We start from the raw sequence: 25,227 nt of genomic DNA, 5'->3' as shown, positions 1-25,227 counted from the left end.
CAAACAATCTGTCAGTACGTAATAACAGTATAAATATACTAGAAAACTGAGGTAATGTTAGTGTATAATTAATTAATAGTACTAAAATATCATGAAATTCTATTCTATCTGCGTAAGTAGAGAAAGGTGACTACTATGTCTAAAAAATCCCGAAGTATTTGGATGGTAGCGATTCTATTGATTCTATCTAACTTTATTTGGTTAAAACCAATGTTAACTATGCGCATTGACCAACCAAAAGCCACATGGTTGTGGCATACATCGCAAATACTTAATCAGTCTAGTACACTCATCGAGTTTTTAGATAAAAAAAATGTATCCTCGTTGTATTTGCAAATTAACGCAGATATACCAAATGATGCTTACCAACGCTTTATTCGCAAAGCGAGCGAGCGAAATATAGAAGTACACGCCCTGGATGGCGCGCCATATTGGGCAACTGACCAACAATCTGTTCAAAATTTCTTTCAATGGGTAGAAAAGTATCAATCGGTTTCCGAAAACACTGAACAGTTTACCGGTATTCATTTGGATATTGAACCGTATATTTTGCCTACATGGGATTCTAATTTACAAGGGACCGTTCAGAGCTATCAGCAGAATATTCGATTCGCAGCTGACAAATCCGCTAACCTTGGATTACATTTTGGAATCGATATACCGTTTTGGTTTGATTCCATCAACTATTCGAATGTTATAGGTGAAGGTGTACTTTCAGAATGGCTGATCGACCAGTCCGATAGTATAAATGTCATGGCTTACCGTAACAAGGCGGATGGACACAATGGAATGATCAGTTTAGCAAAAAGCGAAATAAATTATGCTAGCGTCACAGGCAAGCAAGCGCGCGTTGCCATAGAAACTAGTAAATCTTCTGAAGGCGATTATCTAACTTTCTTCGGCAAAAATAACGCATATATGGAAAAACAGTTAAAAGAAGTTGAACGATCCTTTAGTCATGCTGAAGGGTTCCGTGGAATTGCTATTCACTCGTTAGAGAGCTGGATGATACGTAAATAGTTGGATATGTATGAGGAGTGCAGCCATCTAGAAAGAGGTTGCTAAACAGGTTTTTCAAACGCATTTTTAAAGCGTCAACAAGAGACTTTCGGATTTTCTGTGCTATGTTCTATTCAATGGACCTTTTAAAAACTAATTTGCAGTAATTACGCTTCTATCAGATGACTTCGGTATTGTGCCGAAGTCGTCTTTTTTATTTCTCGTTGTTCACAGGAACTGTACTAAGGATACATACTCAGCTACCAGTACTTTCAGCAGATCAAATAATAGCCGTCTTACTAAATTATAATCATTTTGAAGCGACCTAAAATGATCCCTAGAGTACTTCTACTGAAAGTTGTATGGCTGTAATGGATACGAAATTCTTTATTCCCATCTGGGTTATTTTTAAACCATGAAGGGTATATTACTACGTAGAGACTTAATCTACACACGACGTATGTCGTATTTCATACGATTTGATTACTACACAGATATTCAACCTTATTCTATTCATGCATACTTATAAAGAGCAATTCCCCAGCGAGACAGGCTACCTTATTTACATTGCAACTCTTCCTCAAAGTACTGATGATAATGGCCGCACTTTTATAGAAAATGAACTCATTTCTTTAGTTGAACGAGAGGAATCTATACGTTTACACTTACCCATACAATACGCTGACCAAGTAGTTTTTAATTGATACTCCCTACTATTGCCTGCCCAACAACTGAAATAACGAAACATGAACGTTACGATAAACCCTTTTCATATAAATTAACAGAAGATCTCTCGTCTTTGATCCACTAATACATTTCTGTTCCGCGTAGCCCGATGAATCAGCTAAGCAACACGACGTTAGTAAAAAGAATTTACAACTATGTACTAAAATCCCAATGGTATTTTATAGCATTACCGTTTTCATTTATAAATTAATATTTTTAAGGATTTTTTCTACGAGTCATTTTTCTATGAATCTATAATCATGTGCAAAATCAGACTTTTGTATTGTTATTTTTACAAATACATTTCAAACTTGATTTTTTTATTACACTTTTGTTAAACTAGCAACGTGTCAATTCAATGAACGGATTAAATTCATCATTTTGCATGAATCAGAACATGCTAGCTAGGCTGGCAGGAGGGGTTGACTACTTATTACAAGGAGCTGATGTGTATGACTACGGAAGAAGAAAGAATATTGAAGACTATGGAAGAAGATGAAACGGAAAAGGATTATTCCTTGGATCGTGTACCTTTGGAAGACCGAAATAAAAGTTGGCTGAGCATTACGAACATCACGTTCGGAATCGCAACTGCTATCTTTTATTTTCAAATGGGTAGTGTCATGGCTTTGCAATTCGGTGCACCAAACGCTATCGTTTCGGCTATCTATGCTATTATCGTCGCCGGTTTGCTTGGTACAGTCATTGCGTATTTATCTGCTAAATCTGGCATGAACGTTAATCTATTATCACGAGGTGGCGGATTTGGCTATATCGGATCATCGCTAACATCATTGATTTATGCTTCGAACTTTATTATGTATTGTGCGTTTGAAGGGTTAATCCTCGTTTCCGCTGTACACTTTTTTATGCCTGATTTTCCCAAGTGGATTTTAATTATCATTTTCGGTACGCTTGTTATTCCACTGAATTGGTTCGGAATTGAGCAATTGGACAAGCTTCAAAAATGGTCCATGCCAATATTTATGGTATTCCTGGTCGCGGCCATTGTATTATCGTTCATCAAACCGGCTGTTTATACAGGACCTGTGTTCTCTTATATGCCTGATGGCGTTCAGTTTGGAGGAACAGCATTATTGTTCTGTATCGGGATGCACAATGGAATTATGGGGTTAACGGCTTTACTCGCATCAGACTATGCACGTTTCCTAAAGCCGTCCGATAGAAAGTTCGGTTCAATTGCAATCGGTTTCATTCCGCAGATTTTCTGTTATGGAGTAATGGGCGGACTCGGTATTTGGTTCGGAGTGCGATTCTTGGAAAAAGATCCAGGCGTATACATCGTACTGTTGTTAGGCATCGGTGGTGCTTTATTTACGATGTTGACACAGTTGCGTATTAACGTAACCAATATCTACAGTAGTTCTCTATCGCTATCAAATTTTTTCGAGAATGTTTTCCGCTTCACGCCCGGACGCAGATTCTGGGTAGTGATCTCAGCTGTAAGTGCTATCTTATTAATGCTTGGTGGAATCGTGGATCACTTAGATACTGTCATGACATTCCAAGGTGTGTTCTTATTTTCGTGGGCTGCTATTCTTGTGACAGATGCAGTAGTCGTCAAAATGTGGCTGAAAATAGGTCCGACATATTATGTTGCTAGACAAGAGTATTTGTACAAATGGAATCCCGTTGGTGTTGCTTCGCTACTTATAGCCAGCACATTCGGATCTGTCGCGGCGTCTGGATATCTTGGGATATTCCTACAGTCTACAGCTGCATTTATGGCTGCTATATTGGCTGCTGTATTGACAGTAGTCATCGCCATGTATACAAAAGGCAAATATTATTTAGTACAGGAGCCAAATGATATTACTGCAGAAGATAAACTAGGGTAGGATTAAGCTACTTGTGAAAACACGAAAAACATAATTAATAAAATACGCATGAAAAAAGCCGTCTTTTTGAAGACGGCTTTTGTGTAGTTATGAAATGCTCCAAATTCAAGCTTTGTCATCTTGTTGATAGAAAACAGGTGGCACAGATCCAAATACCCTACGGTGATATAACATAGGATCTTTATTTTTCTCGATTTTCAAATCTATTACTTCGCCTATAAGAATAGTGTGATCTCCCGCTTCAATCGTTTGGAACGTTTTACATTCGAATACACCGAATGCATCTTCGATAATTGGTAATCCGTTATCTGACATTTCCCATTTACATGTAGAGAAACGATCTTCTACACGACTCGCAAACGTATTACAAAGCTCTTGTTGATCACCTGCTAGTACGTGCACAGCAAATTTACCGCCTTCTGTGAAGGCTTTAATAGAAGAAACTCTATGATCAATAGACCATAAGAGAAGCATCGGATCCAAGGATACAGAGGCGAAAGAGTTTACTGTCAATCCAACTGGTGTGCCGTCTTCAGTTACTGTAGTCACCACTGTAACACCAGTGGGATAATTCCCCATAATTTCTTTGAATAAATTCTGTTGTTCTTCTTTTTTCATGAAACATTCTCTCCTTTACAAATAAGCCAATTTACGTAACAGATTTTGTCCATCACTTTTGAAGTAGGCATGTCTATATCTATCATAGCACTTTCACCATCTTTCTTCAGTTTTCTCCACTTGTAATCACGTATTCTTTTGGAGAATGCATTTTTTTCACTACATTTTATCTTTTTTTGTATGGTCATTATCATGACTAAAGTACCACTTCTGAATTTTCAGGTTTACAAAACAAAAAATAGGATATTTACAACATAAGAAAGTCTATTAAACATCTAAAGGAGGAAATTACTAATGAATTTGAATAAACTTAAGAAAAGTAATTTATTGAAAGTAGGAACAGCTGCCATTCTTTCTGTGGGTGTTCTTAGTGCTTGCGGAGATGATGATCCCGTTATAGATGAAAATGACGATGTTGAAGTAGATCAACCCGCTGACGTAACGCCAGATGATGATGTGAATGTGGACGAGCCAGAAGTAGACATGGAACCGGAACCAGACACAGAGACTGAAGATAAAACTACTGATTAATAACCTATAGTATGAATAGTCCCCTCTATAATCACTCAAATATGATGATTTATAGAGGGATTTTTATTTTACATATTCATTCTGAGTTATTACTCACTCAATTTTCCCCATTTTTACTGTGTAAGATCTTGGCACTACGTATAATTTTTCCCCATTCATCACACTATGAGAAGGAGTGGTGCATTGGTAAATTATGAAAGTCATATATACAAGGAGGAGAGCAACGTGACAGAACCTAGACAACCTGAAGATACACAAAAAGGAATGAGTCGTAGGAATTTCATGAAAAACACCGGTCTATTAGCTGGTGGTCTAGTTGGTGGATCACTATTCGGTGGATTATTGACTAACCAGCTCCAAAAACCAGGCGCACCAACAAACACGGGAAAAGAAGATAACCACTTATTGGAGGCACGTACCTTCTTTAGTAATGCCGAAGACTTTCTTATACTTTCCGCTGCTACTGAAAGGCTGTTTCCCAAAGATGATTTAGGCCCAGGCGCTATTGAACTAGGAGTCCCCTACTTTATCGATCGACAACTTGCCGGGGAATGGGGAATGAACGCAAAAGAATATATGAAAGGACCGTTTTTGCAAACAGGTGCTACAGATCCATATGAAAATCAAGTAGATTCGACTCAAGACCAAGGTCCAAATGCAGAAACGCAAGTACCTACACCTGCCTTCAGGTATCAGACACCCATGACAAGAGGCGATATTTTCATGGAAGGTGTACATGCATTGGAACAAACGGCACAAGAGAAATTCGAAACAAACTTTCGTAATTTAGAACCGGAGCAGCAAGATGAGATTTTGCAGATGTTCGACGAAGGAAAAGGGAAAGTGAACGGTGTCGCTTCGACGACGTTCTTTAATCTGTTACTGCAAACAACCATTGAAGGTGCGTATGCTGACCCGGTCTATGGAGGGAATCGTGATATGGAAGGTTGGAGAATGAAAGAATTTCCTGGTCCACGTATGAGCTATACAGCAGATATTGAAAAAGAAGATTTCATAGTAATGAAACCTGAAAGCTTACGTAATTACCAAGGTCACTGATAACGGGAGGAACTCATATGGCGAAAAAATTAAAAAAAGTAGATGTTGTCGTAGTAGGAAGTGGTTGGGCAGGTGGAGTAGTCTCTGCTGAATTAGCTAAAGCCGGCTATCAAGTAGTAACACTTGAACGTGGCAAAAAACAAGACCGACGGGACTATATCGGTGTTAAAGATGAATTACGCTATACTAATCGTTACGAGATGATGCAAAATCTATCTCCTGAAACCATTACGTCACGCGTGAACATAGAAGATACTGCCCTTCCTGTTCGAACAAGAGCAGAAATGATGGCTGGTACCGATTTAGGCGGTGGTAGTGTCCACTGGGCGGGTGCGACATATCGATGGAGACCGATCGACTTTGAATTGCGTTCTAAAACCATTGAACGTTACGGCAAAGAGAAAATTCCTGAAGGTATGACGATTCAAGACTGGGGCATCACGTATGATGAAATGGAACCTTATTACGATAAGTGGGAAAAAACCGCCGGTACTTCAGGCGAACCCGATCCACTTGGAGATAAGCGTTCTAATGATTATCCTAATCCTCCTATGCTAGCATCGCCAGCTGTAAAGTTATTTAAAGAAACCACAAAGAGAATGGGTTATCACCCTTATCAAGTTGCTTCTGGAAATTTATCACAGGCGTATACGAATCCCGATGGTGAAAAATTAAATGCTTGTATGTTCTGCTCTTATTGTACGATGTACGGCTGTGACTTCACGGCTAAATCGGATCCATTGGCTACAGTTATTCCAACTGCCCGAAAAACTGGAAACTGCGAAATTCGGACCAACTCTTTAGTACGTCGCGTTCTGCATAAAGATGGAAAAGCGACCGGTGTACTATTTACTGATACACGTACAGGAATTGAATATGAACAACCTGCAGACGTTGTCGTATTAGGTGCATTTTCCTTTACCAATAATCGCTTATTGATGCTTTCCGAGATTGGGACACAGTATGATCCAACAACACGTAAAGGAACAATTGGACGGAACTTTAATGGACAATTTAACATTACATTCCTTGGAGCAAGAGGATACTTTGAAAAGAAGAAGTTTAACCTCTATATGGGGGCAGGTGCTCTTGGTGGTGCTATGAGTGACTTCGCCGGCGATAACTTTGATCACTCTAATTTGGATTTCATTAACGGTGGCGGCATCGAAATGCGCCAATACGGGGATGGTGCTATTTCGACGAACCATGTTCCTAGAGGGACACCGAAATGGGGACCTGAGTTTAAGAAAAACTCGATCCATTACGCAAATCGTTCGCTAGTTGTATGGTATACACCTGCTGTCATGTCATGGTGGCATAATTACGTGGATCTCGATCCAACGTACAAAGACGAATACGGAGATCCCCTACTGCGCATTACGAATCGTTACACAGATCAAGACCGCAACATTGCTAAATTCGGAATTGAAAAATGTAGCGAAATCATGAAAGAAATGGGTGCAGATATCATAGACGAAGATGAGGTTCCAGAAGAGTTTGACCACATATATTCAGGCGGTCACTATGCGGGAGGCATCATCATGGGGGCAGACCCTGAAACCTCTGCGGTGAATAACTACCTGCAAATGTGGGAGATGGACAACCTATTCGTTGTCGGCGGTTCAGCGTTTCCTCAATTCGGAGGTCATCACCCCACTTCAACTATCGGCGCGTTGGCATATCGTGCAGCAGAAGGTGTAGAGAAGTATTTAAAAGAAGGCGGTCCGCTTGTAGAAGCTAAGCAAGCAACTCTAAATGCCTAATAATCCCTGCAGCCGAATAGATTTCGGCTGCTTTTCGTTATACAACATCCGTGCGTTTTGCAGTAATGTAAAAAAGGTTATGCTATTCTTAGAATAACGTTATCTGTACTGTATGACCCCATACTTTAGAGGCCTACTTAAGAACTGTCTGAATGTATAGTGCAAGTGGAGCTCATTCATAACAAACCATAATGAAAAAAAGGTTTCTCAGCGCAATACTGGGAATCCGTTTTTCTTTATCGTACATTGGAAGCGACAATTCCTAATCGATCACGTTCAATAACCCCTAACTTGTACATAGGCCGACGGAAACTAGACATAACAAAAGTGTGCATATTGGCTTGCGTTATATAATAGACGAACCATGGAATGGAAGGTAAATAATCATGAATCGCAATGATTACTTCATTCGATCCTGGAATCTTCCGAAACTCCATTCTGCCAGGTTCATTGGAATTAGAATCCATCAATAGACCACCTGTAATATAGTATAGCGAGCGATTCTTTGTACTGCGCTCTGCAGAATAACGTAATTCAAGCAATGTACGATTACCAATGAAACCGATTCGACAATTCAACTCGTCATCTAAATCGGTTTTCACCCAAGGATTCAAGAACGTAGAAAGCCATTTTACGTAGTAGCGTGCAGTTTCATCCGCGGTCCAACTGTAAGGTAGTGCTATTCTATGGACTGAACGAACATCCTGCTTAAGTGCGCCCATTTTCGGCTTTTTCTATAACAGCCCTCTTTCTTCCTATTCCGCCTCAAGTGCTTCCCTTGCAGCTTGTATGAACGGTATTTCTCCGTCACTTATACCTTCCATGTACCGCTTGGAATTAACGACCATTGGATGTTTCAGACTCTCCACTAATGGATAGACAATTTCTTTTTAGGTAAAATCATTACTGGAAGTCGTCTAACTAGCTTAGATAAAATTGGGAAAGAAGAGCCTTTCGGGTAAGACATTTATAAGCCTATTTATTTAAATAATACTATTTAAGGCAATAGGCTTTGCTTTTTATATAAAAAGTATTTATACTAGTAGAAGAACGATGAAAACTATATATGTTTTTCTAGTTTTCACTCTGTATATAAGGATAGGAGTACGATAAATGAAAGCACGTATTATGAAGGCTTTCCTCGAAGAAGTTCATGAGAAAAGTATGAAGTTCACAATGGACGATTTAGCCAAAAGGCTGGGTATTAGCAAAAGGACTTTGTATGAACACTTTTCTTCCAAAACGGAAATTTTAGATGCTATTATAGACTCAACATTACAGGAGTTCGACGAAAAAACCGATAGGATTATGAACGACCAAGAACTACCTCTTGTAGATAAGATTAAGAAAGTCATTACAGTCATTCCGAAATACAATGATTTTTATAACTGGCAAATCCTTGATCAGATGAAAAAAACGCATCCCGAACAATGGGAACGCGTCCACGCAGCACTTAATGAATGGGATGAACTTCGCGAATTGATTGAACAAGGAATTTATGAAGGAATCATTGCAGATCAAAACGTAGAGTTACTGATGAAGTTGATCATAGATGCAACAAACTCCACGCTTGATCGAAAGTTTTTCTATGAAAATCGTATGACTGTAACCGAAGCACTGGATTCCATAGTGGATATTCTGTTGTTTGGGTTTATTATAAAGCAATGAATAAATAAACTGATAAAACAAAAATAGTTTTACCGTTTTACACAAAATTGAAAGCGAGATGGAATTATGAGCCTCCACGCAAGTGAGGTAACGAATGAAAATTGGCAAGATGTTGCCTATTTATCCGTACACGAAAACCAAAAGAACTTTATTGAAAGCAATTCATTTTCACTAGCACAATCACAATTCGAACCGGAATGGAAGTCCATTGGATTATATGATGGAGAAGATTTAGTCGGTTATGCAATGCATGGACGTGAGGCAGATACTGGCAATGTATGGCTTGATCGCTTTATGATCGATCAGCATTACCAAGGAAAAGGCTATGCCAGCAGATTCCTTAAACTTCTACTTACCAGAATGGAAGAAAAATATCAATGTGACAAGATTTATTTAAGTATTTATCCAGATAATATAGCCGCACAACACTTATATGAAAAGTTCGGATTTAAGTTAAATGGACAAATTGATGATTTGGGTGAATTCCCTTGTCTCATCATGGAACTTGACCTTCAAAGGAGTCCTTTGCAATGAGCTTTTCACCCAAGTTAAATCAATTGGATACGGAGCCAGTAGGACGTATCTTTTTGCGTTACTTAGTACCGTCAACTATCGGTATGTTGTTGATGGCAATCAATATTGTAGCGGACGGCATCATGGTCGGTAATCGATTAGGTGCAGAAGCATTAGCGGGAGTCGGAATTTCGGCTCCCGTTTATACGATTTTTTTTGCTATTTCCCTATGGATTGGTATAGGTGCCGCCACGAAATACTCAATGGCAATGGGTGCCAAAGATGTGCAGAAAGCTCGTTCGATTTTCACACATGCTATTTTTTCCATTTTCTTATCCACTATTATAGTAGGTTTAACTGCTTTTATTTTTAGGGATCCGTTAGCTTACGCACTTGGAGCCAATACGACTACTTTCCCTTATGTTTCACAATATTTATTTGTCATTCTACTGTTTGGCTTTATCTTTACTGTAGAAAACACCTTTAGCATTTTCGTACGCAACGATGGAGCACCGAATCTGTCAATGACTGGGCTAATTGTGACATCTGTCGTCAACATCGTCCTGAATTATGTATTCTTATTTATTTTTGATTATGGTGTTGCCGGTGCTGCATCCGCCACCATTATTGCATCATTCATAGGAATGCTAGTACTCGCAACCCACTTCTTAAAAAAGAACAATAACTTGAAACTGATTCGCTTGAAGTTTAATAAAAAGCTGTTTCTAGCCATTCTATTTGTTGGATTTCCGAGCTTCCTTTCCGAGCTAGGGATCTCTTTCTTTACCATTACACATAATATCGCGTTTGAACGGATGGCCGGCACGGAAGGTGTTGCGGCCTTCTCTATTTTGAACTATGTACACAGCGTCATGCTCATGCTGTTCCTTGGAATGGGTGGTGCGATTCAGCCACTTATCAGTTATTATCAAGGCTCCGGCAACCAGGCAAGGATGAGGGAAACTGTAAAAAAGGCCACTCTCACCGTTGTCATTGCGGGTGCTGTGTTCTTCCTTGTCGGTCAATTCGCGGCAGGCCCTATCGTATCGATCTTCGGGGACTTCCCACAAGCCGTAAGAGATTTGGCTACTACAGGAATTAATCTATTTTTCTTCGCTTATTTATTCACAGGTACGAACTTTGTGATGATGACATATTATCAGTCTATCGGCAATGTACGGATGGCAATTTGGATCACTGCTTCTCGCGAAATTATCATTATGTTGATTTTCTTGATGATTTTACCCCGTTTATTTGGTTTGAATGGTATTTGGTTGTCCATTCCAGCCTCTGAGTTTGTCGTATTTGTTGGTGTCTACTTACATCAGAGGAACGCTACTCGGCATTCTTTAATTGGCAAATTTAGATAAAGCATATCAAATCGTAGTAACTGAATTAGTAGGTAGTAACTCATTCATTATAGAATACCCCTGATCATTGTCGCGTCAGGGGTAATTATCTGCTATAGAGAATCTTTAATCACACGCTTATAATTCAACACGGAAAGCAAACCAAATATAGAATATAGTGCTGTGTAGATTAACATTACGATAATCGTTGGTGTCAGCATTTCAGTACCGAATAAAAACCAGCCGGATTTTACAGCAAAATAGCTGTGTAAGAGACCGACGACTAACGGAATACCAAAGTTAAATAACTGCTTTCGTTGAATCCCTTTTAGTAAATCCATTTGTGTATAGCCTAATTTACGAAGAATAGTGTAGTTCGACTTTTCATCTTCACTTTCGTCCATCTGCTTAAAGTATAGGATACAGCCTGACGTAACAAGGAACGCGAGGCCGAGGAATCCCACGATGAACATAATCATGCCAGCACTTTGCATCTGTTTCGTTCTTTCCTCAAGCTTTGATTCATGTCCTGCCCATTCGTTTATTCCCAACACATTAAATAGTTCATTCGCTTTTTCGAGATCATTTTCATTCTCGATATCCACGCCATGATACTCAGTAAATTCGGGTGTAATGGAAGGATCTTTATCTACACTCATTTTCCGGAATACTTGTTCATCCACTACCGCAACAACAAAACCATAAGTTACACGTGTTGGAAGAACTGCTACTCTTTCCGTCCCTTTCAGTGTCAGATTATATATATGCTCTTTGCCTTGGAATACTACTTGCTGATTCCTTTGAAACTTTAAGAATTTTTCCGTCAGACTATCTGAGTTGACGAAGAGCACTCCCTTTTCTGCTACGTCTATCTCCGACAATACTGCATCACTAATGACAATCATCTGTGTATCGGTATAACTCATATCTTGACTTTCTTCACCTGTAAAAGACATAACTCTCGACAAATCAACAGGTATAGTCAATAGATCAATAGCTGACTCTGAATAGGCTATGTCTTCACTGTCAAGTGTCTGCGTAAATTCCATTGCACGCATAGTATCAGGAATGGTAAAGTCGGCAGGAATAGTTCGCTCCACTGACTTCTCTACTGAGTAATACGATATATAACTTAATGAAAGTAATGCTATGGATAGTGCAGATAAAGATGTAATAATCATTAATAAAAGAGAATTGGATCTCATTCGAAACATAATCGAAGAGAGTGATAGCACGTCGTTAACGTTCAGATATCCCCCTTTGCGTTTACGAATCAAGTTAAAGATAAAGCTGACAGATCCTTTATAAAATGAATAGGTGCCTACAATCACAGAAGCTAGTATGACGATCATCACCAGAAATAGCTGATTTCCAAGAAATACACTACTAAATAATCGGGATGATAAATAATAGCCGAATACAATGAGGATAATACCGAACACACCGATGATCGCCTGGAATACTGTCATCTTTTTCACCCGCTGTTGTGTCACGTTAGTCACACGGAACAACGACAATATACTTTGACGTTTAATGAATAGTGCATTCATGATCAAAATTAATACAAAGATTGCTGCAAATACGATCAGCGTCTGAAGTAATGCCTCCGAAGAGAAACGCAAAGTCGCAACATCCGTTACACCAGTGACCCTAAATAGAATCAGCATGAGTAATCGTGACATCGAAAACCCTAAGAATATCCCTACATTGAGAGAACCGACATATAAAACGAAATTCTCCACACTTAAAATACGGAAAACAGTTCCTTTCGTCATCCCGATCAATTGGAATAATCCAATCTCCTTACTGCGTCGTTTAATGAATAGATTGTTAGCATATAGCAAGAATACAGACACAATAACAATCAGAAAAACTGAACCTGATTTAATAGCTGCAGCACCTTTCCTCCCTTCTGTTGCATCGTCCAATGCTGGATCGAACTGCAAAGTCACGAATGAAAAGTATAAGCCTACGCTAAAAATCAGTGCAAAGATATACACATAATAATGCTTGAGGTTTTTCTTGATATTCCGAAAGATTAGCTGATTAAGCGTCATGTTGCACACCACCCAGCACACCTTGCGTTTTGATTATGTCATTAAAAAATTCATTACGTGTTTGGTCTCCTTTATTCAGTTGCGTATAAATTTGTCCGTCTTTGATGAACACGACACGCTCACTAAAACTTGCGGCGAGAGGATCATGGGTGACCATGACGATAGAGGCATTTCGCTTCGTATTAAGATCACTTAGTTTATTCAACAAATCGGATGCCGCTTTTGAGTCAAGAGCGCCTGTCGGTTCATCCGCAAAAATGATGCTCGGATCATGGATGAATGCTCGTGCGGCAGATGTCCTTTGCTTTTGTCCCCCTGATATTTCATTTGGATATTTAGTAGCGATTTCCGAAATACCCAATTCCTCCGCCACTGCATGAAACTTTTCATTGGCTAATTTTCTAGACACTTTTTGCACGGATAGTGGAAGTAGTATGTTTTCTTTTACTGTTAACGTATCGAGTAGGTTATAGTCTTGAAAGATGAAGCCCAGATGACGTTTTCGAAATTCCGCCATTTGCTTTTCTTTCATGTCGTTGAGATTCTGCCCTTCTATACTGATCGTTCCCTGGCTAACACGATCAATAGATGAAAGCACGTTCAATAGAGTCGTTTTCCCCGAGCCTGATGCCCCCATGATGCTGACGAATTCACCTTTTTGTACTTTGAGATCTAGCGCACTCAATACTTCTTGTTTATTGAATTTATTGCCGTATGTTTTATAGATTTTTGTTGCTTGTAAAATCACCATGTCTATCACTCCTTGTTCATTCTATCTTAATCAATGTATAGATTTTTCTCCTGCCTTTAATATGACAATTAGAAAAAGCATGTGACGATTATGTCACATGCCCCTACATACGCGCTATACGGATCAATTCATTTTCTTTCGCAAAGATCAAAGAGAACCGCGTACCTTCCCCTACTGTTGACTCTACTTCAGTCGTAATAAGGAGGGATTCTGCTACTTGTTTTGCTAAGTACAGCCCCATTCCTGTGGCAGCATGATGTTGATGGTTTGCTGTTCCAGTAAAGCCTTTATCGAATATGCGAGGCAAGTCCTTTGATGCAATCCCCTGCCCAACATCTTCGATCGATAGCGTGGTGACTCCATCCTTACTAGTGCTTCGGATACTGATGTCCGAATCCTCACTGTATTTCACCGCATTCGTCAGCAATTGCCTGATCATGAAGCCAAGCCATTTAGCATCAGTCAATACTTCTTCAGTTTCCAATGATATATCAAAACCAATGCGCTTTTGCATACACCATTGTCTTAAAGATTTTATCTCCTGAAATAGCAACTTCTGCAGATCTGTCTTTTCGATATATAAATCATTCTGGATGAAGGGGATGCGCTTTAGATGTAGTTGCTGGTCAAGTAGTAGATGGATCCGAAGCCACTCGTACATCAACTGTGATCGGTGCGTAGGATCCGTACGTTCGATCATTAATTGTAACGTGGTCAGCGGTGTTTTTACTTCATGTATCCAATTCAACATGTCATCTTTCTCTTGTTCCAAACTAATTTGCAATCCATTCAACTGGTGTTTAAACACTTGAATTTGTTCGGACATCCTTTCAGAAGTAATGGCTTCGAAAGGACTGTTAGCTTCAGGTATTGCAGTTAGATCGAAAGACGATTCTAACGCATGTAAGTGTTTAAAGAACCTTGTTTCTCTTTCATAACGTATGGTCATAAATATAACGAAAGATAAACAGGAAATGAATGTTATATAGACAGTAGACAAAAATGGAATGCTCGTGTCCAAATAGCCCATTGCCATAACGAGCAGTTGAGAGAAGATGAAGAACAGTATCCAACTAGCACGTTCTTTAAGAAATATTTGGATCATAATTGTTCTTCCTTCGCCATATACCCTTGCCCCACTTTTGTTTCTATCATATCTACTAAGCCGATTTCCGCGATCCGTTTACGCAAACGGTTAACGTTGACTGTCAGCGTATTATCGCTAACAAATCGTTCATCATCCCAAAGGCTCGTAATGATTTCCTCCCTTGATACAATTTCATTCTTTCTTTCTATTAATATTTTCAAGATGTATATTTCATTTTTCGTCAACTCAATAGTTCCTTTTTCATTGGTGAGCGTACCTTTCACAAAATCCACAGCGGCATCACACCACGTTTTCACTTCCAATGTCTGATCGGCACTATAGCTATACACACGGCGTAGGATTGCTTGTATTTTTGCAATCAATACATCAAAATGAAATGGTTTTTGAACGAAATCGTCGGCCCCGAGTTGCATCGACATCACCATATCAGTTGGATGATCCCGTGAAGACAAGAAAATAATTGGGACATTCGAATGCGTTCGGATCATCCTACACCAATGAAATCCATCGAACTTTGGTAATTGGATATCGATGATGACAAGGTCCGGTTTGATTTCTGTGAATTCTTGCAGTACATTTCCAAAATCCTCGATTCCCGCCACAGAGTAAGACCACTGCGTTAAACGTTCTTTTATTTCCTCGAATAATGTCTGATCATCTTCTATTAGCATAATTGTAAACAATGAACTCACCACACTTTTATTTGAAAGAATAAGTTGAAAAAAGCAAAAAAGCACTATCTGTGTTATAATAGACATGCGAAAATTTTTTAATTTGGGAGAAAGTCCTTTGATTGTTGCCGCAATCCTAGGGCTTTTTCTTTGTTGTAATGCATTCGTTCCGATAATACTTTATAAATAACCCTCAATAATTTATGACCGCAGGCGACCACGGCTTTCATCTTCGATCCCCGAGCGGAAATACGATAATAGAGTGAACTAAAGGCTGGATCCTTCGATCGACCGGCCATCCCACCACTTGCATACAGTGCTGTTTTTAAATATTTATTCCCTTGGATGGTGCGTAAACTTTTTTCTTCCCTGCGCTTTCATTAGACCCTGGAGAAACCCCTGCCCAAGGAGCTAAATGTCCAACTGTTAGAAAGGCCTCTATATTTGGGTCAATTTCTCCTAAAATAACAGCGGCACTCTGTAGTTTCACACCAGGGATTTCCATCAGCAGCGCGTACTCTTCCGGAAAGTACTCCAAAATAAAGCGTTCAATGTCTTCCTCTATCTGCTTGATCTTTCGTGAATAAAAATGATATTCCTCGAAAGAATCTTCCAATAATCGACGATTGATCCTACTTAGTTTCCCATCCATCGCGGTCAATAAATAGTCGGAGTAAGGCTTGTCCTGTCTTTGAAAAAATATTCGACAAGTAGCCAGTGAGTTTAATATTGGATCGTTGAAGCACATTGTGTAGTTCGTTTTTGGCCTGCGTTCGTTTTTGCATGTAGGACTGTCTGCGCCTCGTCAGTAATCGCAATTCCATCACTTTGAAGTCGGGAATATACGAAGCCTGAATGAGACCACAACGACCCAACTGGGCAATCCATTCGGCGTCTTTCATATCTGTTTTTCGTCCAGGAACATTCTTAATATGTTGAGGATTGGCAAGTGTAATATGAAACGGAGCTATAGAAATTTTATTTCCACGTTCTCAGACATAATCGGCTGATCGCTCGTGATAAGAAGCTCATCCAGTTTTTATACAGGTTCGGCAAAACCCATTAAACGTACGGATTTGTATTACCTATCTTCATTATATTGGACGTGCTACCTTTCCGTCATGGCAGAGATTGTGAAGCAATCATATAGTTTCTTATGTGCTATTAGTTTATCTTATATTCACACATAATGAAAATAACCCAGTTGAACAGATACTACATCTGTTCAACTGGGCTACTAGTAAACTCTGATTAATTCTTTTCAACGACATCAAGTTCCGTCCAATCAAATTCACCGTTTCGAATCTTTTGACGACGTTCCTTTGTAATATAATCACGCTCGGGATCTTTATGGTAATCTCCAACCTTTTTAGGATCACCTTCGGGGCGATCATGTGATAACACAAACGCAGCTAAATCGGCAGCCTCTTGATCAGTCAGCGTACCTGCCTGACCTTTAGGCATATTGTTTTGAATGTAACCTGTTGCTTTATTGATACGGTTAATACCTGCTGCTTCATTAAATGAACCATCCCCCCAAAGTGCCGGACCTGTATGGTCACTTGTACCTGAACCATCTCCTGCATGACAAGAAATACAGTTTTTAGCTGTAAACAGTTGCTGACCGTTTTCGACATCTGGTTCAGGAATTGAATCTTTATTGTTATTCATTCTCCATGTAATATCCTCATCCGTCTTTACATCTTTTGAGATGAACGTCAAATATTCAACCATCGCCTTCATTTCCTCACTGCCTTGCTCAAGTTCCGCTCCATTCATACTGCGGATAAAACACCCATTGACACGATCTTCAATCGTCGTCCATTTTCCATGATGCTCTTGCGGATATTTCAAAGTCACTCCGACCATCGGTGAATTTGCTGACAGTCCGCCATCTCCATGACAGCTGATACAAGACAGACTATTACCCACGTTTTCAGGAAGTAATGCATTCGTATTATCAAAAAGTTCTTTCCCTCGTTCGATTTTTGTAGTTTTTGGATCATCAGGGTCTAGGTTTTGTAAGTTTTCGCGGATATCTGCTTCGCTATATCCTTTGTCTTGGCCACATGCACTTAAGATTATCAGTAACAATAATAGCATTGTGCCGACTGATTTGCGTATATACACCAATATATCCCCCCTTATATTACATGCTCTAGTAATCACGTACCCGTTTCTACATTTGATATAACAACTTTATTCAAAATATAAATATTTTTCTTTAGTTATGTATCACCAAGCCTTCTATTAAGCCTTATTTTCCATGAAATATCCTTTTCTCTTTATAAATTTAGTAATTCTATGTTTTATTCCAAGTAGACAGGGAAGGGCATTTAAGTAAATAGTATTACATATAGGAAGGAAGTTATGTGAGTGAAAAAAATCCGTTTATTGTTTCCGCTTCTACTACTTTCCGGCTGTTCAAATATCACTGTACTAAATCCTAAAAGTACTACAGGTAAAGATCAGGCTTTTCTAATTTGGCTCGGTTTCGGTATTATGTTTCTAGTGCTTGCAGTTGTATTTTTTTTACTCGTCAAGATCATCATTACATATCGTTATAAGAAAGAACGGGAACATGATCCCACTCACTATTTGAATGATAAGCAAAAAAGACATCTTCAACTAGCTTGGACAATCATTCCCATTATACTACTCGTCATATTAGCTATTCCTGCTCTCTGGATTTCATATCATCAATCCCCAGTGGCTGAAGCTGAATCCCGCCATGAAGGTGTACATATTCATGTTTCCGCCAAACAATTTCAATGGACATTCACTTATGATACGGATAAAACAGAAGAAAACTTACTCATATTACCTGAAGGTGAATCAATCATTCTCCATCTGTCCACAGAAGATGTGATTCACTCATTCTGGGTACCGGAACTTGCAGGAAAAGTTGATTTAATCCCTAACAAGCCTATTGTCTATGAGATTAAAGAGCCTGAAAAAGGTGTCTACAAAGGTAAATGCGCCGAGTATTGTGGTATTCAGCACGCAAATATGACATTTACTGTTAAGGTTGTTTCCAAAGAAGAATATGAAAACTATATTAATAATTAAGTAAATGGTAGCATCCCGATGTTGCCATTTACGCATACTGTTAGGAGTGAAAACTATTATGCACATCCCACTTTTCGGAAAAACGATCTTTCTGACGATCGATCTGGTCATCGCTTGGAGCCTGCTCATTATCTTGCTTTCTACTGCTATCATTTATGTAGTCAGAAAACATAAGTATCCCGTCATTTGGGAGTACATACGAACAACCAATCATCGGAAAATCGGTACATTGTATATGATATTCGGTTTTCTATTTTTCCTGAGGGCAGGTCTTGACGCCTTACTCATCAGAATGCAACTAGCCTTACCGAATAATAACTTTATGGTCTATCAGTTAGAGAAATATAATGAAACCTTCACGTCACACGGTACTATGATGATCTTTTTCGCAGCAATGCCTTTATTGCTCGGATTAATGAACATAGCCGTACCATTACAAATCGGGGCACGTGATCTAGCATTTCCATTCTTGAATGCATTGTCCCTATGGCTGTTTGTCGCAGGTGGCGTTATGTTCGGTTCAGCCTTTTTCCTCGACAGCTCACCTGCTGTTGGCTGGACAGGCTATGCACCTTATTCAACAGTTCAGTATACACCAGGAGCCGCCACCAACTTCTATGTTTTTGGTATCCAGATTGCAGGCTTCGGTACTTTATTAACCGCGCTGAATATGATTGTCACTATCATTAGGAACCGTGCGCCCGGCATGAAATTAATGCGCATGCCTTTATTTCCTTGGGCTGCTTTAATCACTTCTTTCTTGATCTTGATCGCATTTACAGTACTTGCAATTGCACTGTATTTACTAATGTTCGACCGACTTTTCGGGACGACATTCTTCTCAGGCGAAGATGGTGATCCTGTCTACTGGCAACATTTATTTTGGTTCTTCGGACACCCCGAAGTTTATATTCTGGCATTGCCGGCATTCGGACTGTTCTCGGATATTATCTCGACCTTCTCAAGAAAGAAAGTATTTGGTTATCCAGCAATGGTTGTCTCTTTACTGATGATTGGTGTGTTAGGATTCATGGTCTGGGTACACCATATGTTTACTGTCGGTCTCGGGCCAATCATCAATACGTTTTTCGCTGTGACTACAATGGTCATTGCGATTCCTACAGGTCTGAAAGTATTCAACTGGCTATTTACTATGCGTGGTGGAAAAATTGTGTTTACTGTTCCCATGCTATTTGCCATTGGTTTTATTCCATCGTTCGTTATGGGTGGAGTGACAGGCGTAATGCTCTCACTGACCGCAGCGGATTTTCAATTCCATGACACGCATTTCGTTGTAGCACATTTTCATTACGTCATTTTGGCTTCTACAATCTTAGGGATTTTTGCAGGGCTATATTATTGGTATCCCAAAATCACCGGCTTCAAGCTGAACGAAACATTAGGGAAATGGCATTTTTGGTTATTCCTCGCAGGTTATCACATGACATTCTTGCCAATGCACATCACGGGTTTACAAGGAATGCCTCGTCGGGTCTACACATATGGTTCAGATGAAGGTATCACCGCTTTAAACTTTACAAGTACGGTTGGTGCATTCCTGATGGGGATCAGCATCATCGTTTTCATAATCAATATCGTAAGAACCACTCGCCACGCCCAGCCGGCAGGAAACGATCCATGGAATGGTAGGACCCTAGAGTGGAGTGTCGCCTCTCCATCGCCTGAAGACTCCTTCACACCTATGCCGTTGGTTGAAAGAACAGATGCTTATTGGTATGCAAAGAAACATAACGAAAACATGAAAGTAGCAGAAAATCCTCGTCACGCTCCGATTGCGAAAGATACGTTATTACCATTCCTAATGGCTTTGGCGATATTCGTAACAGGATTCGGTTTGATCTATCAATCTTATTGGATTGCCGCCATTAGTGGCGCTACCATATTCGTTCTATTCATCGTCCGCTCATTCAATGATGAACGGGAATCGGTTTACGGAAGGGGGGATGTAAAATGAATAATGCAGAGACAGCTTTATTTAAAGATAAACAGTTAGGCTTCCTTATCTATCTAGGAGTGGAAGCAATCATGTTCATGGTATTGTTTATCACCTATTTCATTTATACCCCTGCTTCAAGTGGCCCACAACCTTCCGATATTTTCAATTGGAAAACTGTTGTATTGGCTTCAGTCTTCTTACTTTCGAGTAGTGGAACGATTTTCATGGCGGATCGTTATTTAAAGAAGGACAATGGGAAAGCTACAATCATTTGGTTGCTCATCACACTTTTGTTAGGCCTCGCTTTCCTTGGGGTTGAAATCAATGAGTTTGCGTCTTATATTCAGGCAGGCTATACCACAAGAACTAACGTTTTTATGGGTGCTTTTTATGTATTAGTTGGTCTCCACGCAGCCCATGTGGCATTCGGTTGCGGTTGGCTCACGATCATACTTATTCATTTCAAAAGAAAGATTCCATATACCTTGTTTTTAGAGAAGCAAAAGATTTTCTCTTACTACTGGCACTTTGTGGATCTTGTTTGGATCGTGATTTTGGTGATTGTTTACATCCCTTATTTATGAATAAACAGAATAACGCGCTGTTGAAAGTTATTTACACTTTCAACAGCGCATTTCTTATTTCAAATAAAATATCCCACCATTCACCACATCTACCGTAATGCGCGGTTTAAAACGCTCTTCCATCGCTTGCTTCTCCATCTCATAGCACTCAGGTTTCGGTTCCTGCCCCTCATAGAAATAATCTAATACTGCTTGGTCTTTCCTCCATCTCTTTTCCGCTTCCTCCACCCACGTTAGATCTTCCCCTTCAATTACTTGAGTGATCACAGTATCCAATCGATCAAGTGCGCGAATAGGCGTGATGATATAAGGTAAGTGAAATACTTGTTCAGACGATTGCTCGGACAAATCTCGCATACCAATAGTCTCCTGGAACTCTTTTACGACAGTACCCGTCATCAAATTGATGCCTACTGAATACAGTATTTCCTTCGTTTGATGGCTGGTGAATGACACTTTATAATTTACACCCACCCACGGAGTTAAAATCCGCCGTTCGTTAGTGTCTGCTATGCGCTCGTACATTTTCACATACTGCCCCATCTCTTTGGTCAATCGAAATAATTGATGTAGCCGCGGAGATCCTAGATGAATTACTTCTCCTTTCATCCCGTTTTGCAACTGCTGCATGTTTGTAATTAGCGTGAGCTGTGCCGGATTCGGTATTTCATTGACGCTTTCAATATACCTCCAATAAAAAGGGCGGTTCATAATTCGTTTATCCATATCGATGGTTAGTTGCACAGTTAGATAATGTTCATTTTCATGAAGTATTTCACAGTTATTTTCCGTGAAGAATCTGTGAAGATACGTATGGATTTCTGTCGAATGCATACATTCTCCTCCTTCACACAGACTGTTCTTTCATTTCCAAAATATCATCTAGTTCGCCTACAACTTGTTCGAACGTCTCAATTTTTCCTTGTAGCACTTTCACCACATGGTCATCAATCGTTTCTTTTACAGCCAAATTATAAATCTGTACATCGTGTTCTTGTCCTAGTCGATGTACCCGACCAATCCGCTGTTCCAATTTCATTGGATTCCAAGGAAGATCATAATTGATGACGTGATGGCAAAATTGCAGGTTAATCCCCTCTGCTCCAGACTCTGTCGCGATTAATACTTGCGCTTGCTGCTTAAATAAATGCTTAATCCACTCCCGGCTGCTTTTGCTTAACTTACCGTTGAAAATAACATTCGAAATCCCATTCGCATACAGATAGTCACTCAAATATAATTGCGTCATACGATATTCAGTGAAAATAATCACTTTTTCGTTCGCTTGTGCAATCAATTCGGCCGCCTTTTTAGCTTTAGAATGAATCGGCAATTTTTCCAATTGATTGATGACGTCTTCCACATAGGAGATTTCTTCCACCTGCTTACATTCCTGGAGTTTCTTCTTCAATGTAACCATTGTGGCGTCGGGGCTACTACACATTTCCCTTTGTAAAGTCATCGTGGAAAATGCATCGGAAAACAGCGGAGATATTTGTTTCAGATTGGATATAGCGATATAGGCCTGTCTTTCATTGTCCGTGAATGTAATAGGAACTGTATGAATCTTTCGTGTGGACCATTCCACACCCGTGTCCTGCCGCCTATTACGTACCATGACTTGGCTGACTAGCTCTTTTAAATAACTATCTCGCTCTTCATCACGGTTTTTAGCAGAAAATACTGAGGAAAACTCCTCATAGTTTCCTAAATGGCCTTGTTTAAGTAACGTCACTAGATAAAACAATTCAAACGTATCATTTTGGATCGGTGTTGCTGTAAGCAATAAACAAAATTTCTTCTTCAAACTTTGTACAAATTCATAACTGATCGTCTGATGATTTTTTAATTTATGCGCTTCATCTACAATAATCAAATCATAATCTTGCGCAAAAATTTTCTCCTTATGCGGACTGCGTTTGGCTGTGTCCATACTCATGACGACTACATCTACATAATCGAGCTCATAATTCTTTTTGTACAACAGCGCAGGGATGTGGAATTTCGTATATAGCTCTTCCACCCATTGATTAACTAGAGAAGCTGGTACTAGTATCAGCACTTTTTTCACGAGACCTCGCAGCAAATATTCCTTGATAATCAGACCTGCTTCAATGGTTTTACCAAGCCCGACTTCGTCCGCCAAAATCGCTTTACCGTTCATCTGTTCAATCACTCGTTCAGCCGCTTTTATTTGATGAGGTAACGGTTTTACATTAGGTAAATAAGCAAGTGATTGCAATCCAGTAAAATCAGTAATTAAGTTGTTTTTCGTGATCTCATAGCTCATGTTATACAGCACCGCATTATTCCATGGTTCATGGTTTTCAAGTCGTTGAATAAATCCTTCTTTCCAAGAAGACGATCTTTCAATTAGCATTCCAATCACCTCAACTAGCTTGTATGTTTTGATTAGAATACCCCAAAAATTTAATATTATGATAAACAAAAAAGACCCTCCGCATACTGAAGGGTTTTAGGACTTGCATCAATTAGATTTCAAAAGCGATAAAGCTTCTTTTGTCATCAAAATCGGTGATATGAAAGACACGGTCTGAGAATGATTCTGCGACGGCTGTATCTTTTCCTATTGCTAATGTAAGTACTTTGAACTCCTTTTGTTTTTTCTTATCATTGAATTCCGTTAGAAAACTTTCGCTAATCTCGTCTTCTCCATCACTAACAAAAATGACATCTGCATGTTTAAATGTACTGTCATCTATTACTTCAAGGGCGCCTTGCAGTGATAGTGTAAAATCTGTTCCCCCGCCCAAAAATGTTCTGGCCAGTCGTGCAATTTCATTTGACGTAATCTTACCTTTAGTGAATACTTCTTTTTGAATGGTTGTAGAAAATAATAGAACGCATAAATCCCGGCGTTGTTTCTTGGCGATGGATAGAAGTGCCAAGATGAACCCTTTTGACTGAGTATCAAGCAACTTCATACTTCCCGATTGGTCAAGACAAAAAACAATTGGACCTTTGCCAAGATTTTCTCGCTTCTTCTGTTCAAACTGCATAGTATTTCCTTCCGCAAAACGCCGCAGAAAATCTTTTCTCATCGACTCATTTGAATATAGTCCTAATTCCATCGGCAAGAGACGTTCTATTTCATTTCCAATAGTTACGCCACGTCTCTCTATCGCCTCCACATAGGTCGTCTTCTGCTTTTCCCGCGCCACTTCTTGAAAACGACCAGCCCACTCTGCAATTTCCTGCATTTTTGGATCCATCGCTAGTTGATCCGCTACTGCCAGTTGTTCACGTAACGGCACTTTTTTTAACTCTGCGTCCCCTTTACCGGCACTGCACCCGCCTATCAGAGATATCAGGCTGTCTTTTACTTTAATCGATTCTTCAACCGCTTCATCGATTGCTTGCAAAAATCGTTCGCCATTTGTTTCGAGTGTAAATTCCAGCTGATCATTTAACTTATCAGTAGCATCGGCCAGTTCTTGGACAGATCCGTCTTCTACGTCCTGTTGTCGATCCGAATGTTCAATCGGCACGTCATCTTGTAGCGCTTCTACAGCTTCCATTTTCTTTAGTAATTCTTCATCCATAGCTTTTGCTTCTGCGAGCCATAGATTGATTTTCTCAACCAACTTTACGGTACAGACAGTTGCAGCCAGATCGTCCAATCGAGTAAAATTTCTATATTCCTCAAACTTTTCATCTTTCATTAGCTTTTCCATAATGGTCTTATTCGTTTTCAGTGCTGGATCCATTAGCTCAGGTGAAATTCGTGGTTTCATTTTATATAACGATGCCCAAACATCGCCAAGCAACGCTTCTGTAGTAGGTAATTGTCCTTCTTCCCTGACCTTTTGCAAACCGTCTGACATCCCGAACAGTTCTTTAAAGCGTCTTTTATCAAATGCGTCTGTATTCAGTACGGAGCGATGATCTCTAATTATTTTACTTCTTTTCATAGAATATCACTCC

Annotated in this window: 23 protein-coding genes; 11 read left to right on the top strand and 12 right to left on the bottom strand. The window is 39.6% G+C overall.

The window, feature by feature from the left end; all coding sequences use genetic code 11:
* Positions 1-135 precede the first annotated feature (135 nt).
* Complete coding sequence (locus tag CSV67_RS12275; protein WP_099631882.1) at positions 136-1,020, top strand: amidase; 885 nt, start codon at positions 136-138, stop codon at positions 1,018-1,020.
* A 1,157-nt stretch (positions 1,021-2,177) separates the two neighbouring features.
* The gene (locus CSV67_RS12270; RefSeq protein WP_099631881.1) at positions 2,178-3,584 is read left to right on the top strand and encodes a purine-cytosine permease family protein; all 1,407 of its coding nucleotides are present in this window, start codon (positions 2,178-2,180) and stop codon (positions 3,582-3,584) included.
* A gap of 105 nt (positions 3,585-3,689) precedes the next feature.
* On the opposite strand, the gene CSV67_RS12265 is transcribed toward CSV67_RS12270, so the two are convergent.
* Complete coding sequence (locus CSV67_RS12265; RefSeq protein WP_099631880.1) at positions 3,690-4,202, bottom strand: flavin reductase family protein; 513 nt, start codon at positions 4,200-4,202, stop codon at positions 3,690-3,692.
* 294 nt (positions 4,203-4,496) lie between these two features.
* Here CSV67_RS12265 and CSV67_RS12255 point away from each other — a divergent pair, with 294 nt between their 5' ends.
* The 3 genes from CSV67_RS12255 to CSV67_RS12245 all read left to right on the top strand — a co-directional run bounded on the left by CSV67_RS12255 (position 4,497) and on the right by CSV67_RS12245 (position 7,555).
* The gene (locus tag CSV67_RS12255; protein ID WP_099631878.1) at positions 4,497-4,733 is read left to right on the top strand and encodes a translocon-associated protein subunit alpha; all 237 of its coding nucleotides are present in this window, start codon (positions 4,497-4,499) and stop codon (positions 4,731-4,733) included.
* Between the two features lie 225 nt (positions 4,734-4,958).
* On the top strand, positions 4,959-5,792 hold the full coding sequence (locus CSV67_RS12250) for a gluconate 2-dehydrogenase subunit 3 family protein (protein WP_099631877.1): 834 nt from the start codon (positions 4,959-4,961) through the stop codon (positions 5,790-5,792).
* Between the two features lie 17 nt (positions 5,793-5,809).
* Entirely contained in the window at positions 5,810-7,555 is a 1,746-nt protein-coding gene (locus CSV67_RS12245) for a GMC family oxidoreductase (RefSeq protein WP_099631876.1), read from the top strand.
* A 236-nt stretch (positions 7,556-7,791) separates the two neighbouring features.
* Here the strand turns inward: CSV67_RS12245 and CSV67_RS12240 are convergent, their stop codons facing one another.
* Positions 7,792-8,277 (bottom strand): hypothetical protein, encoded by a 486-nt coding sequence (locus CSV67_RS12240; RefSeq protein WP_099631875.1) that lies wholly within the window; start codon positions 8,275-8,277, stop codon positions 7,792-7,794.
* 391 nt (positions 8,278-8,668) lie between these two features.
* Here CSV67_RS12240 and CSV67_RS12235 point away from each other — a divergent pair, with 391 nt between their 5' ends.
* The 3 genes from CSV67_RS12235 to CSV67_RS12225 all read left to right on the top strand — a co-directional run bounded on the left by CSV67_RS12235 (position 8,669) and on the right by CSV67_RS12225 (position 11,106).
* Positions 8,669-9,223 carry a TetR/AcrR family transcriptional regulator gene (locus CSV67_RS12235; RefSeq protein WP_099631874.1) on the top strand — a complete coding sequence of 185 codons (555 nt, stop codon included), beginning with the start codon at positions 8,669-8,671 and terminating at the stop codon, positions 9,221-9,223.
* Positions 9,224-9,289: 66 nt separating this feature from the next.
* A complete protein-coding gene (locus CSV67_RS12230) occupies positions 9,290-9,757 on the top strand; it encodes a GNAT family N-acetyltransferase (protein ID WP_099631873.1) in 468 nt (155 codons plus the stop codon).
* Positions 9,754-11,106, top strand: a complete 1,353-nt coding sequence (locus tag CSV67_RS12225) for an MATE family efflux transporter (RefSeq protein WP_099631872.1) — start codon at positions 9,754-9,756, stop codon at positions 11,104-11,106. Before CSV67_RS12230 ends, CSV67_RS12225 begins: the two co-directional genes overlap by 4 nt.
* A 92-nt stretch (positions 11,107-11,198) precedes the next feature.
* On the opposite strand, the gene CSV67_RS12220 is transcribed toward CSV67_RS12225, so the two are convergent.
* The 7 genes from CSV67_RS12220 to CSV67_RS12190 form a co-directional block, all read right to left on the bottom strand.
* Positions 11,199-13,142, bottom strand: a complete 1,944-nt coding sequence (locus tag CSV67_RS12220) for an FtsX-like permease family protein (RefSeq protein ID WP_099631871.1) — start codon at positions 13,140-13,142, stop codon at positions 11,199-11,201.
* A complete protein-coding gene (locus CSV67_RS12215) occupies positions 13,132-13,893 on the bottom strand; it encodes an ABC transporter ATP-binding protein (protein WP_099631870.1) in 762 nt (253 codons plus the stop codon). Before CSV67_RS12215 ends, CSV67_RS12220 begins: the two co-directional genes overlap by 11 nt.
* 103 nt (positions 13,894-13,996) lie before the next feature.
* A complete protein-coding gene (locus CSV67_RS12210; protein WP_099631869.1) occupies positions 13,997-14,998 on the bottom strand; it encodes a sensor histidine kinase in 1,002 nt (333 codons plus the stop codon).
* The gene (locus tag CSV67_RS12205) at positions 14,995-15,684 is read right to left on the bottom strand and encodes a response regulator transcription factor (protein WP_099631868.1); all 690 of its coding nucleotides are present in this window, start codon (positions 15,682-15,684) and stop codon (positions 14,995-14,997) included. The genes CSV67_RS12210 and CSV67_RS12205 overlap by 4 nt, the downstream gene beginning before the upstream one ends.
* A gap of 313 nt (positions 15,685-15,997) precedes the next feature.
* Positions 15,998-16,324 (bottom strand): transposase, encoded by a 327-nt coding sequence (locus CSV67_RS12200; protein WP_158232935.1) that lies wholly within the window; start codon positions 16,322-16,324, stop codon positions 15,998-16,000.
* A complete protein-coding gene (locus CSV67_RS12195; protein ID WP_255397362.1) occupies positions 16,305-16,628 on the bottom strand; it encodes an IS110 family transposase in 324 nt (107 codons plus the stop codon). Before CSV67_RS12195 ends, CSV67_RS12200 begins: the two co-directional genes overlap by 20 nt.
* A gap of 295 nt (positions 16,629-16,923) precedes the next feature.
* A complete protein-coding gene (locus CSV67_RS12190; RefSeq protein ID WP_233192608.1) occupies positions 16,924-17,802 on the bottom strand; it encodes a c-type cytochrome in 879 nt (292 codons plus the stop codon).
* Positions 17,803-18,048: 246 nt separating this feature from the next.
* Between CSV67_RS12190 and coxB the strand changes: the two genes are divergently transcribed.
* Genes coxB through CSV67_RS12175 form a run of 3 tightly spaced genes read left to right on the top strand, consistent with a single transcriptional unit; the run spans position 18,049 to position 21,282 of the window.
* The gene (coxB, locus tag CSV67_RS12185) at positions 18,049-18,741 is read left to right on the top strand and encodes a cytochrome c oxidase subunit II (RefSeq protein ID WP_099631866.1); all 693 of its coding nucleotides are present in this window, start codon (positions 18,049-18,051) and stop codon (positions 18,739-18,741) included.
* 58 nt (positions 18,742-18,799) lie between these two features.
* Positions 18,800-20,716, top strand: a complete 1,917-nt coding sequence (locus CSV67_RS12180; RefSeq protein ID WP_099631865.1) for a cytochrome c oxidase subunit I — start codon at positions 18,800-18,802, stop codon at positions 20,714-20,716.
* On the top strand, positions 20,713-21,282 hold the full coding sequence (locus CSV67_RS12175; protein ID WP_099631864.1) for a cytochrome c oxidase subunit 3: 570 nt from the start codon (positions 20,713-20,715) through the stop codon (positions 21,280-21,282). Before CSV67_RS12180 ends, CSV67_RS12175 begins: the two co-directional genes overlap by 4 nt.
* 54 nt (positions 21,283-21,336) lie before the next feature.
* Here the strand turns inward: CSV67_RS12175 and CSV67_RS12170 are convergent, their stop codons facing one another.
* The 3 genes from CSV67_RS12170 to CSV67_RS12160 all read right to left on the bottom strand — a co-directional run bounded on the left by CSV67_RS12170 (position 21,337) and on the right by CSV67_RS12160 (position 25,214).
* Positions 21,337-22,116, bottom strand: coding sequence for a YqhG family protein (locus tag CSV67_RS12170; protein WP_099631863.1), 780 nt, complete (start codon positions 22,114-22,116; stop codon positions 21,337-21,339).
* Positions 22,117-22,129: 13 nt separating this feature from the next.
* Positions 22,130-23,662: a DEAD/DEAH box helicase gene (locus tag CSV67_RS12165; RefSeq protein WP_199173174.1), complete on the bottom strand. Its 1,533-nt coding sequence runs from the start codon at positions 23,660-23,662 to the stop codon at positions 22,130-22,132.
* Between the two features lie 112 nt (positions 23,663-23,774).
* Positions 23,775-25,214, bottom strand: coding sequence for a vWA domain-containing protein (locus tag CSV67_RS12160; RefSeq protein WP_099631862.1), 1,440 nt, complete (start codon positions 25,212-25,214; stop codon positions 23,775-23,777).
* Positions 25,215-25,227 lie beyond the last annotated feature (13 nt).

Origin of the sequence: Sporosarcina sp. P2 (assembly GCF_002743255.1) — a bacterium.
GTDB lineage: Bacteria > Bacillota > Bacilli > Bacillales_A > Planococcaceae > Sporosarcina.
This window is presented reverse-complemented; position numbering and strand designations above follow the sequence as displayed.